Source organism: Blattabacterium cuenoti, assembly GCF_014251995.1.
Classification (GTDB): Bacteria; Bacteroidota; Bacteroidia; order Flavobacteriales; family Blattabacteriaceae; genus Blattabacterium; species Blattabacterium cuenoti_AE.
The window spans coordinates 475,301-493,464 of sequence record NZ_CP059205.1; the positions used below are offsets into that span (position 1 = coordinate 475,301).

The 18,164-nt window shown below is 25.9% G+C and carries 14 protein-coding genes and 2 tRNA genes; 6 read left to right on the top strand and 10 right to left on the bottom strand.

Features of this window, described 5'->3' with window-relative positions:
- Nucleotides 1-54 precede the first annotated feature (54 nt).
- The 3 genes from mutS (at nucleotide 55) to H0H51_RS02305 (ending at nucleotide 2,718) form a co-directional block, all read left to right on the top strand.
- Entirely contained in the window at nucleotides 55-2,493 is a 2,439-nt protein-coding gene (mutS, locus tag H0H51_RS02295; protein ID WP_185876708.1) for a DNA mismatch repair protein MutS, read from the top strand.
- A 51-nt stretch (nucleotides 2,494-2,544) separates the two neighbouring features.
- Nucleotides 2,545-2,617 (top strand) — tRNA-Gly (locus H0H51_RS02300).
- A gap of 16 nt (nucleotides 2,618-2,633) precedes the next feature.
- A tRNA-Leu gene (locus H0H51_RS02305) sits at nucleotides 2,634-2,718 on the top strand.
- On the opposite strand, the gene guaB is transcribed toward H0H51_RS02305, so the two are convergent.
- Nucleotides 2,700-4,181: an IMP dehydrogenase gene (gene guaB, locus H0H51_RS02310; RefSeq protein WP_185876709.1), complete on the bottom strand. Its 1,482-nt coding sequence runs from the start codon at nucleotides 4,179-4,181 to the stop codon at nucleotides 2,700-2,702. The two genes, H0H51_RS02305 and guaB, sit on opposite strands and share 19 nt — an antisense overlap.
- A 219-nt stretch (nucleotides 4,182-4,400) precedes the next feature.
- Between guaB and H0H51_RS02315 the strand changes: the two genes are divergently transcribed.
- Nucleotides 4,401-4,691 carry a hypothetical protein gene (locus tag H0H51_RS02315; protein ID WP_185876710.1) on the top strand — a complete coding sequence of 97 codons (291 nt, stop codon included), beginning with the start codon at nucleotides 4,401-4,403 and terminating at the stop codon, nucleotides 4,689-4,691.
- Nucleotides 4,692-4,796: 105 nt separating this feature from the next.
- Here the strand turns inward: H0H51_RS02315 and rplS are convergent, their stop codons facing one another.
- The 9 genes from rplS to H0H51_RS02360 form a co-directional block, all read right to left on the bottom strand.
- Nucleotides 4,797-5,144 carry a 50S ribosomal protein L19 gene (gene rplS / locus H0H51_RS02320; RefSeq protein ID WP_185876711.1) on the bottom strand — a complete coding sequence of 116 codons (348 nt, stop codon included), beginning with the start codon at nucleotides 5,142-5,144 and terminating at the stop codon, nucleotides 4,797-4,799.
- A gap of 9 nt (nucleotides 5,145-5,153) precedes the next feature.
- On the bottom strand, nucleotides 5,154-6,542 hold the full coding sequence (gene glmM, locus H0H51_RS02325) for a phosphoglucosamine mutase (RefSeq protein WP_185876712.1): 1,389 nt from the start codon (nucleotides 6,540-6,542) through the stop codon (nucleotides 5,154-5,156).
- A 58-nt stretch (nucleotides 6,543-6,600) separates the two neighbouring features.
- Nucleotides 6,601-7,833 (bottom strand): ABC transporter permease, encoded by a 1,233-nt coding sequence (locus tag H0H51_RS02330; protein ID WP_185876713.1) that lies wholly within the window; start codon nucleotides 7,831-7,833, stop codon nucleotides 6,601-6,603.
- Nucleotides 7,834-7,842: 9 nt separating this feature from the next.
- The gene (gene dnaB / locus H0H51_RS02335) at nucleotides 7,843-9,387 is read right to left on the bottom strand and encodes a replicative DNA helicase (RefSeq protein WP_185876714.1); all 1,545 of its coding nucleotides are present in this window, start codon (nucleotides 9,385-9,387) and stop codon (nucleotides 7,843-7,845) included.
- A 174-nt stretch (nucleotides 9,388-9,561) separates the two neighbouring features.
- Complete coding sequence (locus H0H51_RS02340; protein WP_185876715.1) at nucleotides 9,562-10,521, bottom strand: acetyl-CoA carboxylase carboxyltransferase subunit alpha; 960 nt, start codon at nucleotides 10,519-10,521, stop codon at nucleotides 9,562-9,564.
- Between the two features lie 24 nt (nucleotides 10,522-10,545).
- Nucleotides 10,546-11,313: a succinate dehydrogenase/fumarate reductase iron-sulfur subunit gene (locus tag H0H51_RS02345; protein WP_185876716.1), complete on the bottom strand. Its 768-nt coding sequence runs from the start codon at nucleotides 11,311-11,313 to the stop codon at nucleotides 10,546-10,548.
- 16 nt (nucleotides 11,314-11,329) lie between these two features.
- Entirely contained in the window at nucleotides 11,330-13,363 is a 2,034-nt protein-coding gene (locus tag H0H51_RS02350; RefSeq protein WP_185876717.1) for a fumarate reductase/succinate dehydrogenase flavoprotein subunit, read from the bottom strand.
- A gap of 11 nt (nucleotides 13,364-13,374) precedes the next feature.
- The gene (locus H0H51_RS02355) at nucleotides 13,375-13,956 is read right to left on the bottom strand and encodes a succinate dehydrogenase cytochrome b subunit (RefSeq protein WP_238784222.1); all 582 of its coding nucleotides are present in this window, start codon (nucleotides 13,954-13,956) and stop codon (nucleotides 13,375-13,377) included.
- Nucleotides 13,957-14,095: 139 nt separating this feature from the next.
- Nucleotides 14,096-15,268, bottom strand: coding sequence for a cysteine desulfurase family protein (locus H0H51_RS02360; RefSeq protein WP_185876719.1), 1,173 nt, complete (start codon nucleotides 15,266-15,268; stop codon nucleotides 14,096-14,098).
- A 265-nt stretch (nucleotides 15,269-15,533) separates the two neighbouring features.
- On the opposite strand from H0H51_RS02360, the gene rny reads away from it, so the two are divergent.
- Together rny and H0H51_RS02370 are read left to right on the top strand one after the other, a co-directional pair.
- A complete protein-coding gene (gene rny / locus H0H51_RS02365; RefSeq protein WP_185876720.1) occupies nucleotides 15,534-17,105 on the top strand; it encodes a ribonuclease Y in 1,572 nt (523 codons plus the stop codon).
- A 13-nt stretch (nucleotides 17,106-17,118) separates the two neighbouring features.
- On the top strand, nucleotides 17,119-18,093 hold the full coding sequence (locus H0H51_RS02370) for a deoxyhypusine synthase family protein (protein ID WP_185876721.1): 975 nt from the start codon (nucleotides 17,119-17,121) through the stop codon (nucleotides 18,091-18,093).
- Nucleotides 18,094-18,164: the final 71 nt, after the last annotated feature.

Sequence of the window (18,164 nt, forward strand, 5' to 3'; positions counted from 1 at the left end):
TAAATTAAAAATCCTCTATTTTATTATCAAAACGTAAAATAATTTATTTTTGTCATGAATAAAAACAGTAAATCTTGTCATAAAAAAAAAGAAGTAACTCCATTAATCAAACAATATAATAATATAAAAAATAAATATCCAAATACAATTTTATTATTTCAAGTTGGAGATTTTTATGAAATTTTTGGAAAAGATGCTGTCAAATGTTCTAAAATATTGAATATTGTTTTAACTAAACGATCTTCTCTTCATTTAGCTGGATTTCCTTGTCATTCATTGAATAACTATTTACCAAAATTAATACAATCAGGATTACGAGTAGCAATTTGTGATCAACTAGAAGAATCTAAAATAGGAAATAAAAATCTTGTTAAAAGAGGAGTTACGGAATTAATAACTCCAGGAATAGCTATTAATGAAAATATTCTAACTCCTCAATCAAACAATTTTTTAGCTTCAATTTATATAGAAAAAGAAAAATTAGGGTTAAGTTTTTTGGATATTTCTACAGGTGAATTTTTAATAACAGAAGATAAAAAAAATAATATTTTACAATATTTAAACCTTTTTAATCCAAGTGAAGTTATTTTTCAAAAAAAGGATAAAAAATTTTTTGATCAATTTTTTAAAAAAAAATATTATACATTTATTGTGGAAGATTGGATGTTCAATTATGAATTTGCATATGAAAAATTAATATCACATTTTCAAACCAATTCTCTAAAAGGATTTGGAATTGATAATTTAAAATTAGGAATTATTTCTTCCGGAGTGATTCTATCATATTTACACAATACTCAACACTTAAATATAAAACATATTTCAAGTATACGGAAAATAAAAAAAGAAGATCACATGTGGATTGATGATTTTACTTTTAAAAATTTAGAAATTTTTCATTCTATAAATAAAGAAGGCGTTCCTTTAATAAATATTTTAGATCAAACAATAACTCCTATGGGAGGAAGATTATTAAAAAACTGGGTCCTTTTCCCACTAATAAATGTTTTTCATATAAAAAAACGCCATGAAATAGTTCAAGAACTTTATTCTAAAAATATTATACGAAATTTTATAAAAAAAAAATTAAAAAATATTTATGATATAGAAAGAATAATTTCAAAAATGGTTGTTGGTAAAATAACACCTCGAGAGGTATACTCATTACATAAATCTTTATTTTCCATTATGGAAATAAAAAAAAAACTTTCATCTCAAAATGAAAAAATATTTTTAAGTTTATCAAATTCTTTTCAAGATTGCGATACTATATATAAAATAATTGCTAATACCATACAAGATAACCCTCCTCATCAAATTGAAAAAGGAAAAGGAAATGTAATAATGGAAGGAGTTTCAAAAGAATTAGACGAAATTCGTATTTTATATTTTTCGCAAAAAGAATATTTAGAAAAACTTTGCAAAACACAACAACTCAATACAGGAATAAATAACTTGAAAATTGGATATAATAATATTTTTGGTTACTTTTTTGAAGTAAGAAAGTCAAAAAATAATAAAGTTCCATCTTATTGGATTCCAAAACAAACATTGTCTAATTCTGTCAGATACATAACCCAAGAACTAAAAAATTATGAATCAAAAATTTTAAGTGCTGAACTAAGAATGTTCTCCTTAGAAAAAGAAATATTTAATAAATTAGTAAATAAAATTTTAGAAAATTTAAAAAAATTGCAAAAAAATGCAAAAAATATTGCAAAACTAGATGTTCTATGTTCTTTTTCTAACATAGCATTAGAGAATAACTATACAAAACCGAAAATTGATCATTCTTTAAAAATATGCATTGTAAATGGAAGACATCCAGTTATTGAAAAACAATTTATTTCCAAAACTTCTTATATTCCTAACGATATTATCTTAAATAAGTCAAAACAACAAATTTTAATTATTACGGGACCAAATATGTCAGGAAAGTCTGCCGTTTTACGTCAAACAGCTATTATTATATTAATGGCTCATATTGGAAGTTTTGTTCCAGCTCAAAAAGCAAATATAGGAGTCATAGAAAAAATATTTAGCAGAGTAGGAGCTTCTGATAATATTTCTTTAGGAGAATCTACTTTTATGGTAGAAATGAATGAAACTGCAAATATACTCAATAATATTTCTGATAGAAGTTTTCTTATATTAGACGAGATAGGTCGAGGAACAAGTACTTATGATGGAATTTCAATAGCTAAATCTATTGTTGAATTTTTACATGAAAATAACTCACGACCTTTAACATTATTTGCTACACATTATCACGAATTAAATGAAATGAATAATTCTTTCAAGCGAATAAAAAATTTTCATTTTCCTGTAAAAAAAATTGATGAAAACATCGTTTTCATTCGAAAATTAATAACTGGCGGAAGCGAAAATAGTTTCGGAATTCATATTGCAAAAATATCAGGAATGCCTAAAAAAATAATTAATAGAGCAAAAGAAATATTAAAAACGTTTAAGATAAAAAAAAATCATATATAAAATAAAATAATTTGCTACATATCAAAAGTGTTTTTAAATTAGGTGTTCATGGCGAGAATAGCTCAATTGGTAGAGCGCAACCTTGCCAAGGTTGAGGCCACGGGTTCAATTCCCGTTTCTCGCTTTTTTGAAAAAATAAAACCTGGGTGGTGGAACTGGTAGACACACAGGACTTAAAATCCTGTGATCATTGTGATCGTACGGGTTCAAATCCCGTCCCGGGTATTATTGTTGGTATAATTCGGAGATTCCTTTGTTATATTAACACTATGGGGGTGATTCTCTTTTAATCCTGATTTTGTTATTTTCACAAATTGACCTTTTTTTATTAACTCTGGGATAGATGATACTCCACAATATCCCATACCAGAACGTAATCCACCGCAAATTTGATAAATTGTATCTTTCATTTTCCCCTTATATGGAACTATAGCTTCAATTCCTTCTGGAACAAGTTTTTCTTTAAATTGAAAATAACGATCTCTACTTCCTCTTTTCATAGCAATTAAAGACCCCATACCAACATAAGTTTTAAACTTTCTTCCTTGAAAAATAACTTCTTCTCCAGGAGCTTCATCTGTTCCTGCTAATAAACTTCCAATCATAACAGAACTAGCTCCTGCAGCAATTGCTTTTACAACATCTCCTGAATATCTAATCCCCCCATCAGAAATTATTCTGACATTTCTTTTTTTAGCATATTCATATACATCATTAATAGCAGTAACTTGAGGCATTCCTACTCCAGCTATCACTCTTGTTGTACAAATAGATCCGGATCCTATACCTACTTTTAGTACAGTTGCTCCAGCATCTATTAAATCTTTAGCTCCTTTTTTTGTTACTATATTTCCAGCTAACAAGGAAATTTTCGGAAAAGAATGGCGAATCGATTTAATAACTTTTAATACTTCTGAGGAATGACCGTGAGATGAATCTATAGTTATAATATCTACCCCTATTTTTACCAGAAAATCTACTCTCTCTAGAGCAGACTTATCTATTCCTATAGCAGCTCCAACACGAAGACGTCCTTTAGAATCTTTACACGCATTAGGATGTTCAATTAAATTATCTATATCTCTTATTGTAATTAATCCTACAAGTTTATTATGATCATCTACAATAGGTAATTTTTCTATTCTTTCTTTTAACAAAATATCTTTTGCTTTTTCTAAAGTAATGTTATTTTTTTTAGAAACAATTAAATTTTCTTTTGTCATTACTTCTTCAACTAAAGAATCTAAGTTTGTTCGATATTTGATATCTCTTCTAGTAATAATTCCTACTAATAAATTATTTTTTTCTATAACTGGCAATCCCGATATCTTATATTTTCTCATAAGATATTGAGCATGTTTTAATGTTGAATTTCTAGATAAAGTAATAGGATCATCAATCATTCCACTTTCACTTCTTTTTACCTTATAAACTTCTTCTGATTGATTTTTTATACTCATATTTTTATGAATAATTCCTATTCCTCCTTCTCTAGCCATAGAAATAGCTAAAGAGGATTCAGTAACTGTATCCATAGCTGCGCTTAATATAGGAATATTCAAAGATATATTAGGGGTTATATAAGTTTTAAGAGAAACTTCTGATGGAAGAATTGAAGAATAAGAAGGAACAAGTAAAACATCGTCAAAAGTTAGAGCTTCTTTTAAAATCTTTTTATTTAAAGACATATATAAAACAAAATTTTTACTTTATAAAAATATGTAATTTTGTTAATTTTTATCAATTTAATAAAAAAACTTAGTATCCTTTTTTCAAAATAAAAAAAACTTAGTTATAATAATTTTATCATGTTAAAAAAACAATACAAATAATGATATATTTTTTCATTTAAAATTTTTATATAAATTTGCCCAGAATATGTAATATTTGAAAAAATACTATCGATTATGATGAAAAAATTAAGAATTACTGTTACCACAATCCTATTAGCGATATTTTTGTTTGCTACAAGTTGTAATAATAAGAACAAAAATGAAAATACCCCTCCGCAAACAGAAGAGGAGAAAACGTCTAATAATAATGAAAATCAAACAGATAACACTAATACTACAAATAATTCTACTGAAAATTCTAGTGGAGAATCCTCAAAAAATAATAATGAGGGAAGTGGTAGTGGATCTACATCTGAAAAAGAAAAAGTAACTTCTGAAGAAAACGAGAAAAGCAATAATAAATAATTAGGATTAAAAAAAAGCAAAAAAGAGGGGGTATTTTATTTAAATCTCTTTTTTGCTTTTATATTATTTATATTATTAAAATAAAATAAGTTAGTTATGTAATTACTAACTTTTAATTCTTGCTTTTTTTCCTTTAAGAAATCTAAAATAATAGATTTTGGATCTTCGAACTTTTCCTTTTTTATTAATTTCTATTTTTTTTATATTTGGTTGATTGAAAATAAAAATTCGTTCTATTCCTATTCCTCCCATACTTATTTTCCTAATCGTAAATGTTTTAGTTAATCCTTTTCCTTGTTTTTTTATAACTATTCCTTTGAAAGATTGAATTCTCTTTTTTTCTCCTTCTTTAATTTCAAAAAAAACAGTAATTGTATCTCCAGAATTGAATTCTGGAAATTTGTTTTTAATAATAAATTTTTCTTCCGTATATTTGATAACATTATATAACATAATTAAATTTTATAATTTTTTTGCTTCACATATAATTTCTTTTGCTAATAAATCAGATCTTTTTTTAGAGAAACTTTCTGTATGTATTCTAATAATATTTTCAGTATTAGATTTTCTAATATGAATCCATTCATTATTTGATAAATAAATTTTTATTCCATCAATAAAATTCATTTTTTTTCCTTTATGCTTTTTTTTAATTATCCTTAATAAATCATTAGTTTTATTATTAGAGGAAAATCGGATTTTTTTTTTCGACATAAAATATGTGGAATACTTTTTTTTTAATTTTGATAATGGAATATTAGAAAGTTTAGCTATTTTCGTTAAAAATAAAACAATTCCCATTAAAGCATCTCTTCCATAACGGAGTTCAGGATAAACAACACCTCCATTTCCTTCTCCTCCAACTACAGCATCAACTTCTTTCATTTTTTTAATAACATTTACTTCTCCCACAGGAGTAGGATAATAAGAAACTCCTTTTCTTAATGCAAGATCCTTTAATGCATGAGAAGAAGATATAGTAGAAACAACAGGACCTAATTTATTCTCCAATACATAATCTGCTACGGATACTATAGTATTTTCTTCTCCAAAAAAATTACCATTTTCACAGATAAATACAACGCGATCAACATCTGGATCTACAGAAATTCCTAAATTTGCTTGAATTTTTGGAACTTTATTACATATTTCCCTTAAATTTTTTTGAATAGGTTCAGGACTATGAATGAAATCTCCATGTGGATCGCAATTCATTTCAATAACATTAACTCCTAAATGTTTTAAAAGAAGAGGGACTGCTATACCTCCTGTAGAATTAATTCCGTCTATTACAATTTTCAGTTTCGCTTTTTTAATTGTATCTATTTCTACAATAGGTAAAGATAAAATCTTGTCTATATGTTTTTGAATATAATTTTTCATATTAAAAACATTTCCCAATTTTTTTCCTGTGAAAAATTCAAAGTTTTCTTTTTCTGTTATATCAAATAATTTTTTGAAATCTTCTTCAGAAAGAAATTCTCCACAAGAATTAAACATTTTTAATCCATTCCAACTCTTAGGATTATGACTGGCTGTTAACATAACGCCTCCATCCGCTTTTTCATTTACTACAGCTATTCCAACAGTAGGAGTTGTAGATAAACCAAGATTTATAACATCTACTCCTAGAGTTCTAAAAGTAATTATTAAAAATTCTTGAAATAAAGAAGAAGTAACTCTTCCATCTCTTCCTAAGATAATAACATATTTTTTCTTTTTTTTATACTTCCTTTTCATCCAGGAAATATACCCAGCAGAAAATTTAATAACATCTATAGGAGAAAAACCCTTTCCTACTTTTCCTCCCAACGTACCTCTTATTCCAGATGAAGATTTTAAAAGTGTCAAAACTTGGTTGATTTTTCTTTATTTAAATAAACAAAAATACAAAATTAAATTTTGAGATTTACTTCAATTCCACAACTTTGATAGTGGAAATTCTGTTAATAAAGAAAATAGGAAAAGATATTGCTCCTAAACAAATTAAAAAAATAGAAAAATTTATAATTATAATATGGATTATATTGATATATACTGGAACAAAATCTATAAAATATTGCATTTTATTAAGTGAAATTAAATGGAATTCATTTTGTATTATTAATAAAATAATTCCTATTAGATTTCCTGTAATTAGTGATGGAACAAATATTTGCAATATATAAAATATAAATATTTTGTATATAACTTTATTTTTAGCTCCCAAAGTTTTTAGAATTCCGATAGTTTTGATTCTTTCTAAAAGAAGTATTAAGATAAATACAACCATGTTTATGGTTAATGAAACAAAAACTATAGAACTAATAATGATGATATTTATATCAAACATATTCAACCATTCTAAAATAGAATGATTTTTTTCGTCATAAAAAGTTTCAAACAAAAAATTATTAGGATATTTTTTTAAAATTGCTTTTTTAATATTTTCTTTCCGTAAGAAAGAAAATAAAAAAATTTCCAATTTTTCTTGGAAATTTTCTTTCCATTTATAAATTTTTTTAATAGATTCTATATTTCCAATAATATATAAATCATCAAATTCTGTAACACCTGTTTCATATAAACCAGAAACTATAAAATGTTTTGATATAACAAAAGGTAATCCTCTTTTTTTAAAAATAAGAAAATCTATTTTTATGTTAGATCCAATATCTAATCCTAATAAAAGGGCTATTTTTTTGGATAAAATAACATTTTCTTTATGACAAGAATTTATTTTTTTTTTCAAACTTCCTTTGATTAAAAAATTTTTAAAAAAAATAGGATTATAATCATTATATAATCCTTTATATATAAATCTTCCTATTTTATTATAATCTGTTCCAATAATCACATTCTTCTCAATAATATTATGGATCTGTTTAACATAATTATAATTAATATTTTTTTTAAAAAAATTTATCCTTTCATTTATAGTAGAAAATGAATTGTTATCATCAATTATAATTTGACCTCTAATATTTAGAAATTTATCTTTTATGGATTTTTTGAATCCGATTCCTATAGAAAAAGCTAAAATTATAATAATTAATCCGGAAGCAATTGTTGTTTGTGTTATAAAAACTATTGTTCTAAGAGTTTTATTTTTACTACAATCATCCCAAATTGTTTTTTTAGAAAAGAACCATTCGAAATTCAATATTATTTTCTATAATAGATTTTCATCAAAATTATTATTAGATCCATATTTTGAATAATTTTTATCAAAATCTTCATAAGGTGATAATTTTTTTTTATCAATGAAATTATTTTTATAATCCTCTTCCCAACTAAATAATGAAGTATGTTTTTTTTCTTCTAAGTTAGAAAATTTAGCTTGATCACTTATAAATTTTAATCGAAATTTATTTAATCCCCCATTTCTATGTTTTGCTATTATAATTTCTGCTTGTCCAATACAAGAATCATTACCTTCATCAGAATCCCAAATTTTAAATCCATAATATTCAGGTCTATAAATAAATAAAACTATGTCTGCATCTTGTTCTATCGCTCCTGATTCACGTAAATCGGATAATAAAGGACGTTTACTCCCTCCTCTAGTTTCAACCGCTCTAGAAAGTTGTGATAAGGCTATAACAGGAATATCGAGTTCTTTAGCTATAGATTTTAAATTTCTAGAAATAACTGATATTTCTTGTTCTCTATTTTGAAATTTATATCCATAATCATTGATTACCATTAATTGGAGATAATCTATTAATATTAATTTCACCCCATAATGAGATATAAAACGACGACATTTTGCACGCAATCCAAATATTGATAAAGAAGGGCTATCATCTATAAATAAAGGAGCTTCTTTTAATTTTTTAGTTTTATCAGTGAGGCATTTCCAATCTAAATTAGATAAATTAGCTCTTTTTATTTTTTCCGAAGAAATTCCTGTTTCTGATGAAATTAATCTTGTTATTAATTGAATAGAAGACATTTCCAATGAAAAAATTAAAACCGGAATTTTTTGTTCTAAAATAATATTCCTTACCATGGATAACATAAATGTTGTTTTCCCCATTCCAGGTCTAGAAGCTAATATAATTAAATCAGAATTTTGCCATCCAGAAGTTATTTGATCCATTTTATGAAATCCTGAAGGAATTCCACTTAAACCTTCTTGTTCCACTTTTTTTATTTTATTAATAGCTTTTGCTATCAAGGATTGAGTTGTTTCATATTTTTTGGTTATCAAATACTTTTGGTTTATTTCAAAAAATTTTGATTCTGCATGATCCAAAATATCAAAAACATCTGCACTTTCTTCATAAGATTTTTGAATAATATTAGAAGATATATCAATTAATTTTCTTAAAAGAAATTTTTGAAGAACAATTCTACTATGATATTCTATATGAGCAGAAGAAATAACTTTTTGTGTTAATTCTATTAAAAAAGATTCTCCTCCTACAAGTTCTAATTTTCCATTTTTTAAAAGTTCGTTTGAAATAGTATACAAATCAATAGGTTTAGAATCAAAATATAATCTCTGTATTACTTTAAAAATTTCTTGATGTGCTATTTTATAAAAAATTTCAGGAAAAAGAATATCAATGATCTCATCAACTCCTCTTCTGTCTATCATGATGGCTCCTATAATAGCTTCTTCTAAATCTAATGCTTGAGGAGGAATTTTTCCTTTTTTATAAAAAGAATTATTTCCTTCTTTTTCTTGATTAATCCAATTCATATTACTCATAAAATCATTTTTATTAAATTAAAAATAAAACATCATAATTTATATGATATTAACTATATGATAGTGAAAATTATACTGTTTCTATCTTAGACAAGATAGTTAATATTGTTGTGTATGTAATAACTAAATAGTAGTTGATTATTTTAATAAAAAAAACAAACAATTAATTATTTGTTACTGTTCATTAAAACATCCTATAGATATATACTTATTCTTTCTCTTTTTAATAAGAGTTTTCATATCATAAAGGGATAATTGTTTATGATACTTTAAAATTTGTTTTTTTATTATTTTGTAAGTTTTTTTTGGAGAAAAATGAGCCCCCCCTAAAGGTTCTTTAATAATCTCATCTATAAGATTAAATTTATACATATCTTCCGCAGTTAATTTCAATGCTTCTGCTGATTTTTCTTTTTTATCCCATTTTCCCCAAAGTATTGTAGAACAACTTTCTGGAGAAATAACGGAAAACCACGAATTTTCCATCATAGATATTATGTCTCCTATTCCAATACCCAATGCACCTCCGCTAGCTCCTTCTCCTATAATCAAAACAATTATAGGAACTGTTAAACACATCATTTCATAAATATTTTTTCCAATAGCTTCCCCTTGTCCTCTCATTTCCGCTTCAATTCCAGGAAAAGCACCTGGTGTATCAATAAAAGTAACAATAGGTTTATGAAATTTTTCTGCTAATTTCATTAGACGTAAAGCTTTTCTATACCCTTCTGGATTAGGCATTCCAAATCTTCTATATTGTCTTTCTTTAGTATTTCTTCCTTTTTGTGTTCCTATCAACATAAAAGTATTATCTTCTATTTTTCCAAATCCTCCTACTATAGCTTTATCATCTCCAAAAAAACGATCCCCATGTAATTCTACAAAAGAATCTTTTTTTGTTATAGAAAGTATATAATCTAAAGTATAAGGTCTATTTGGATGTCTAGATAATTGAACCCTTTGCCAAGGAGTTAAATTACCATGTAATTTTTTAATTGTTCTTTCCAATTTTGATTTTAATTGAATACAGACTTCTCTCATATTTACTCCACTTTTCTCTTCTATGGAAAGACAATTAAGATATTGATTTTTAATTTCTTGTATTTCTTTTTCGAAATCTAAATATTCCATATTTATTTACTATCTTTTGTATTACTAAATAGTAAATGAACGAATATATTCTTTATTCATAAAAGAAATATATTCTGTAGATATCCCTTTTGGACATTCTGCTTCACAAGCTTTTGTATTGGTACAAGAACCGAAACCTTCTTCATCCATTTTATTTACCATATTCAATACTCTTCTTTTCCTTTCTATTTTTCCTTGAGGCAATAAAGAAAATTGGGAAACTTTCGCAGAAACAAATAACATTGCCGATCTATTCTTACATGCGACGACACAAGCTCCACAACCAATACATATAGAAGCATCAAAAGCTTTATCCGCTATATCTTTTGATATAGGAATCATATTTCCATCTATCGGATTTCCTGATGTATTTACGGAAATATAACCTCCTGATATCATAATTCTATCGAAAGAAGATCTATCTACAATAAGATCTTTAATTATAGGAAAAGGTTTTGCTCTCCAAGGTTCAACATATATAGTTTCACCATCTCGAAAATTACGCATGTGCAGTTGACAGGTAGTAATTAAGTTATCGGGTCCATGAGGTCTTCCATTTATATATAGAGAACACATTCCACAAATACCTTCACGACAATCATGATCAAAAGCTATAGGAGAAGATTCTTTTTTAATCTCATTACATATAATTTGATTATTTAAAAAATCCAATGTTTCTAAAAAAGAACTATTAGGAGATATATTATTGACATGATAAGTTTTAAAAAAACCTTTTTCTTTGTTGTTTCTTTGTCTCCATATTTTCAATTTTAAACTCAATAACTTTCCCATTATTATTTATATTAATTTATTTATAAGATCGTGATTGTACTTTAACAAAAGTAAAATTTAAATTTTCTTTATGCATAATTTCATCAGAAATAGATTTATTTTCTTCTTTTTCCCATACAGATACATACTTATAATTAACATCGTCTCGAAGTGTCTCTCCTTCTTCAGTTTGATATTCTTCTCTAAAATGACTTCCACAAGATTCTTTTCTTTGTAAAGCATCCATAGCCATTAGCTCTCCTAATTCTAGAAAGTCTGCAACACGTCCAGCCTTTTCCAATTCATAATTTAATCCATCTTCAATTTTTCCAGGTACAAAAACATTTTCCCAAAAATTATTACGAAGTTCTTGTATTTTTTTTATAGCTTTAGATAATTTAACGTGGTTTCTACTCATTCCTACATATTCCCACATGATACTTCCTAATTTTTTATGAAAAAAATCAACAGGAATTTTCCCTTTATTTACAAAAAATTTTTTTATTCTATTTTTTACATTTATTTCTGATTTTTCAAACTCTTCATGAGTTATAGATATTTTTTTTGGATCTTTTACATATCTAGATAAATAATCAGGAATGGTATATGGCAAAATAAAATATCCATCAGCTAATCCTTGCATTAATGCAGAAGCACCAAGTCTATTAGCTCCGTGATCAGAAAAATTGGCTTCTCCTATTACATAACATCCAGGTATAGAAGACATTAAGTTATAATCAACCCATAATCCTCCCATAGTATAATGAACTGCTGGATAAATTTTCATAGGAGTTTTATAAGGATTTTTATTAGTTATTTTTTCATACATATGAAATAAATTTCCATATTTAGATTCCATTATTTTTTCTCCTAGATTAACAATATCTATATCATTATATTTTTTAATTCCAATTTCATTTGCTTTTTCTTGTCCATATTTATATATAGCAGAAGAAAAATCTAAAAATACACCTTCTTTCGTTTCATTATTTTCTATTCCAAATCCTTTATCGCAACGTTCCTTTGCTGCTCTAGAAGCTACATCTCTTGGAACGAGGTTTCCAAATGAAGGATAACGTCTTTCTAAATAAAAATCTCTATCTTCATCATTAATCTCTTCAGGTTTTTTTGTTTCCTTACGTATAAGAAAAGCATCTTCTAATTTTTTAGGTACCCATATTCTTCCATCATTTCTTAATGATTCAGACATCAATGTTAATTTAGATTGATAATCTCCTTGTAAAGGAATACATGTAGGATGTATTTGAGTAAAACAAGGATTAGCAAAGAATCCTCCTTTATTATGAACTTTCCATATAGCACTTGCATTTGATCCCATAGCATTAGTAGATAAAAAAAATACATTTCCATAACCTCCTGATGCTATTATTACAGCATGTGCCGCATGTCTTTCTATCTCTCCCGAAATCAAATTTCTAGCAATAATGCCTCTAGCTACACCTTCTATAACCACTAAATCAAGCATTTCATGACGGTTATACATTTTTATCCGACCTTTACCTATTTGTCTGGACATAGCAGAATAACAAGATAATAAAAGTTGTTGTCCTGTTTGTCCTTTAGCATAAAAAGTTCTGGAAACTTTTGTTCCTCCAAAAGACCTAGTTTCTAAATATCCAGCATAATCACGAGCGAATGGAACTCCTTGAGCAACACATTGATCAATAATATTGGAAGAAATCTCTGATAATCGATAAACATTAGCTTCTCTAGATCTATAATCTCCGCCTTTAATTGTATCATAAAAAAGTTGATAAACGGAATCATTATCTCCTTTATAATTTTTAGAAGCATTAATTCCTCCTTGTGCTGCTACAGAATGCGCTCTTCTAGGAGAATCTTGGTAACAAAAGGCTTTAACATTATATCCAAGTTCAGATAAAGAAGCACAAGCAGAACCACCAGATAATCCTGTTCCAACAACGATAATCTCTATATTAGATCTATTATTAGGAGAAACTAATTTTAAAGTAGATTTATAATTTTCCCATTTATCTTTGATAGACCCTTGCGGAATTTTTGAATTTAATTTTAAATAATTATGACTCATTAAATAAAACATTAGTTATTACTAAAAAAAAACCAGATAGCAATAATAGAAAATCCAAAGCAAATAATCCAGAAATAAAAATAACCAAATCTCTGTATCCAAATTAATCTATTCTTATTAGATAATCCTAGGGATTGGAAAGAAGATTGAAATCCATGACTTAAATGAATTCCTAAAATAAAAAAAGAAAATATATATATGAGCGTATAGAAAGGATTTTTAAATAAAGAAATAACTATATTATAATCCGAATTTAAATGTTGATGATAATATTTCATAGGAATCATAAAATTCATAAGATGCAAAATCAAAAAACATAAGATCAAAATCCCTGTATATATCATAGTCCTACTACTAAATAAAGTGGTCTTATGACAAGAATTTATAACATAATTTACTCCTTCCATCTTTTTTTTATTTTGTAAATGTAATTTAATTCCAAACACCATATGAATTAAAAATCCTGTAAAAAGAACATATTCCATTATACGAATAAAGAAGTTATTTCTCATGAAAAAAACAGCATTATTAAAAGGTTTTTCCCCTAAAAAAAGAAAAAGATTAACACTTAAATGTAAGAGCAAAAAAATCATAAGAAATATACCAGTAGTTGCCATAACTACTTTTTTACCGATGGAAGATTGAAAAAAATTATATTGGTTCACTAAAATAATAAAAACTTGATTATACTAGTAAGTCTAGTAAATATAATTAAGATATTTCAAACTATAACTATAATAATTTCTTTCCTTTAATTTTTTTCACAACTTTAATCAATAAATCTATATCTTTTTTTTCATTAAAAATTCCAAAAGAAATTCTAATAGGCATTGTTCGACTTAATATATTTTTATTTGTTATAGCATCAATTACATGAGATACTTTTTTTGCATCATTATTACAAGAACTACCATGAGAAATAGCTACTCCCATTAAATCAAAATGAAAATATAATAAATAATTTTTTTTTTTTATTGGAAATAAGAAATTTAATATAGAAGGAATGCTTTTTTTAATATCAGATGATAATCCATTAAAAAAAACATTTGGAATAACACTATTTAATTGTGAAATGCAATAAAGTTTTAATTTTTTTATTTTTTCTATATGGTTGGAAAAATTGGAATAAGAAAACTGTAAAGCTTCTGAAAGACCTGCTATTCCATGAACATTTTCTGTTCCAGAACGAATTCCATGTTCTTGGGATCCTCCTGTTATTATTACACTTCTCATCTTTTTTATAAGGTAATTCCTTATAAAAACAAATCCTATTCCTTTTGGACCATAAAATTTATGAGCACTTGCCGTTACAAAATCAAAAGGTAATTTATCCATATTAATAGGAATATTACCAATCATTTGAATTGTATCTGAATGAAAATAAGCATTATATTTTTTACATAAAAAAAAAACTTTATCCACCTCTAATAAATTTCCAATTTCATTGTTCGCATACATTAAACTTACAAGTACTCTTTTAGGAAAATTTTTTTTTAAAATATCTTCCATATAATTAAAATCAATTACTCCTTTTTCTTTAATTTTAATAAAACTAACACATGTTTTATGTTTTTGGGAAATATCTAAAACAGTCTTTAAAACAGAATAATGTTCTAATTGAGAAGTTATAATACATTGAATTCCTAAATTTAATATAGAAGATCTTAATACAAGATTATTAGCTTCAGTACCTCCAGAAGTAAAAATGATTTCATTAGGAGAAGCCATTATATTTTTTGCTATACGAATTCTAGATTCTTCTATTATAGAACGAGCCTCTCTTCCATAACTGTGATGTATAGAGGATGGATTTCCAAATGAATATTTTAATGTATTTTTCATAACTTTAATAACTTCTTTTCTTATAGGAGTTGTAGCGGCATTATCTAAATATGCTCTTTTCATTTTCAAAAAAAAATTCAAATTATCATATTACGAAAATACATAATGCATTCAAATTCTGTTTATTAAAAATTTACTTTTTAAAAGTCTCATCTTTAATATTGTATATTTAATAACTTTGATAATCCTAAACATATATAAGAATATTCTCTTTGAGATTAAAATTTTTTTAAAAATTTCAGACTTTCTATTAAGTATTTTTTTGTTTTAAAAAATAAAAATGTTATTAAAATGTCTATTTTATTTTTATTTAAATTGAGTAAATATTATGAAAATAAATGTTGGATTTTCGGTACTCATGGGGTTCTTAATTGGAATTATCACATCTTATTTTTTTGGTAGAAAAACCATTTTAAGGAAATATATTCAATTATTAGAGAAAGCAAATTTTCAGGCTAAAAAAATTATAAAAAATGCAGAAAAAGAAGGAGAATCCATAAAAAAAAAGAAGATGCTTCAGGCAAAAGAAAAATTTATAGAACTTAAATCAATACATGAAAAAGATATTAACCTTAGAGAAAGAAAAATTATTGATACAGAAAACAAAACAAGAGAAAAAGAAAATAGATTATCTAAAGAAATAGAAATATACTTTAAAAGAAACAATCGTTTAGAAATTCAAATCCATGACTATGAAAATAAATATAAAATTCTTAAAAAGAAACAAGAAGAATTTAGAAATCTTCATGTAAAAAAAATAGAATTGCTTGAGAAGATATCTAACTACTCTTCCGAAGAAGCTAAGAATGAATTAATCGAAATTCTTAAAAATGAAGCAAAAACAAAAGCTCAATCTTATATACAAAGTATAATAGAAGAATCACATTTAACTGCAAAAATGGAAGCGAAAAAAATCGTTATTCAAGCTATTCAAAGAATAGGAACAGAACAAGCGATGGAGAATGCTGTATCTGTTTTTAATATAGAATCAGATGATGTAAAGGGACGTATTATTGGAAGAGAAGGAAGAAATATAAGAGCTTTAGAAAAAGCAACTGGAGTAGAAATTATTGTAGATGATACTCCAGAAGCTATTCTTTTATCTTGTTTTAACCCCATACGAAGAGAAGTCGCTAGACTTTCTCTTCATAAATTGATAATTGATGGTCGTATACATCCTGCAAGGATTGAAGAAATAGTAGAAAAAACAGAAAAACAAATAGAAGAAGAAATAATTGAGATAGGGAAAAAAAATATAATTGATCTAGGAATCCATGGAATTCACCCAGAATTAATTAGGATGGTAGGAAGAATGAAATATCGTTCTTCTTATGGACAAAATTTATTACAACATTCTAGAGAAGTAGCACATTTATCAGGAATATTAGCTTCTGAATTAGGATTAAATGCAAAATTAGCAAAACGTGCAGGATTTTTGCACGATATAGGAAAAGTTCCTGAAAGTGAATCAGAACTACCTCACGCTGTTTTAGGAATGCAATGGGCAGAAAAATATGGAGAAAATATAGAAGTTTGTAATGCTATAGGATCACACCATGACGAAATTGAAATGAAGGTTCTAATATCTCCTATTGTACAAATTTCGGATTCGATTAGTGGAGCTCGTCCAGGGGCAAGAAGAAATTCTTTTGAATCATACTCAAAAAGATTAAAAAATTTAGAAGATATCGCATTGAGCTTTAATGGAGTAAATAAAGCATTTGCAATACAAGCTGGAAGAGAATTACGTGTTTTAGTAGAAAGCGATAAAATAGATGATAAAAAAGCTTTTCAATTATCTTGTGAAATAACAGAAAAAATAAAAAATGAAATGACTTATCCTGGTCAAATAAAAGTAACAGTGATTAGAGAAACTAGAGCTGTTCAAATTGCTAGATAAAAAAAATAAAATTATGAAAGAATCTTTGATTACCTCTTTTATTGAAAAATATTTTCTTCATTTTAATGCTTTAACTTTGTCAGAATCTGCAAAAGCATATAAAAATCATATTAAAAATAATGGAAAAATGATGATTACTTTAGCAGGAGCTATGAGTACTGCTGAATTAGGAAAATTATTAGCTGAAATGATCCGAAAAGATCAAATTCACATTATTTCTTGTACTGGAGCTAATTTAGAAGAAGATATATTAAACTTAATAGCTCACTCTTATTATAAAAAAGTTTCTAATTATAGAGATTTAACTCCAGATCACGAAAAAAATTTTTTAAAACAAGGTTATTATAGGGTAACAGATACTTGTATTCCGGATAAAGAAGCTTTTAGAAAATTACAAAAATGTATTTTTCAAGTATGGGATAAAGCAAAAAAAGAGTCCAAACGTTATTTTCCTCATGAATATATCTATCAACTGTTATTAGAAAATATTTTAAAACCATATTATAATATTAATCCAGAAGAAAGTTGGGTATTAGCTGCTGCAAAAAAAAATTTACCAATAGTAGTTCCAGGATGGGAAGATAGTGCTATAGGAAATATTTTTGCTTCATATTGCATGAAAAACATATTTCAAACTTTTCTTGTAAAAAATGGAATTGAATACATGATGTATTTGGCTAAATGGTATCAGAAAGAATCGATGAATCACAAAATAGGATTTTTTCAAATTGGAGGAGGAATATCTGGAGATTTTCCTATTTGCGTAGTTCCTATGTTATCTCAAGATATAGGATTTTTTTCTACTCCTTTTTGGTCTTATTTTTGCCAAATATCAGATTCCACCACAAGTTATGGATCTTATTCAGGAGCTATTCCAAATGAAAAAATAAGTTGGGGAAAACTAGATAAAAATACTCCAAAATTCATTATAGAATCAGATGCAACAATAGTTGCTCCACTTATTTTTGCATATGTACTAAATATGTAAATGGTAAATATTAGATAATTATATCATTATGTTATTATATAGTGATATATGCTGCTATAAAATTTAAATTC

Bases quoted from the DNA above. Each gene is read 5' to 3' on its own strand.
- H0H51_RS02345 (WP_185876716.1), bottom strand. From the start codon at position 11,313: ATGGGAAAGTTATTGAGTTTAAAATTGAAAATATGGAGACAAAGAAAC.
- dnaB (WP_185876714.1), bottom strand. From the start codon at position 9,387: ATGAGTAATATGAATTGGATTAATCAAGAAAAAGAAGGAAATAATTCT.
- H0H51_RS02360 (WP_185876719.1), bottom strand. From the start codon at position 15,268: ATGAAAAGAGCATATTTAGATAATGCCGCTACAACTCCTATAAGAAAA.
- guaB (WP_185876709.1), bottom strand. From the start codon at position 4,181: ATGTCTTTAAATAAAAAGATTTTAAAAGAAGCTCTAACTTTTGACGAT.
- H0H51_RS02350 (WP_185876717.1), bottom strand. From the start codon at position 13,363: ATGAGTCATAATTATTTAAAATTAAATTCAAAAATTCCGCAAGGGTCT.
- rny (WP_185876720.1), top strand. From the start codon at position 15,534: ATGAAAATAAATGTTGGATTTTCGGTACTCATGGGGTTCTTAATTGGA.
- mutS (WP_185876708.1), top strand. From the start codon at position 55: ATGAATAAAAACAGTAAATCTTGTCATAAAAAAAAAGAAGTAACTCCA.
- H0H51_RS02355 (WP_238784222.1), bottom strand. From the start codon at position 13,956: ATGATTTTTTTGCTCTTACATTTAAGTGTTAATCTTTTTCTTTTTTTA.
- H0H51_RS02315 (WP_185876710.1), top strand. From the start codon at position 4,401: ATGATGAAAAAATTAAGAATTACTGTTACCACAATCCTATTAGCGATA.
- H0H51_RS02370 (WP_185876721.1), top strand. From the start codon at position 17,119: ATGAAAGAATCTTTGATTACCTCTTTTATTGAAAAATATTTTCTTCAT.
- rplS (WP_185876711.1), bottom strand. From the start codon at position 5,144: ATGTTATATAATGTTATCAAATATACGGAAGAAAAATTTATTATTAAA.
- H0H51_RS02340 (WP_185876715.1), bottom strand. From the start codon at position 10,521: ATGGAATATTTAGATTTCGAAAAAGAAATACAAGAAATTAAAAATCAA.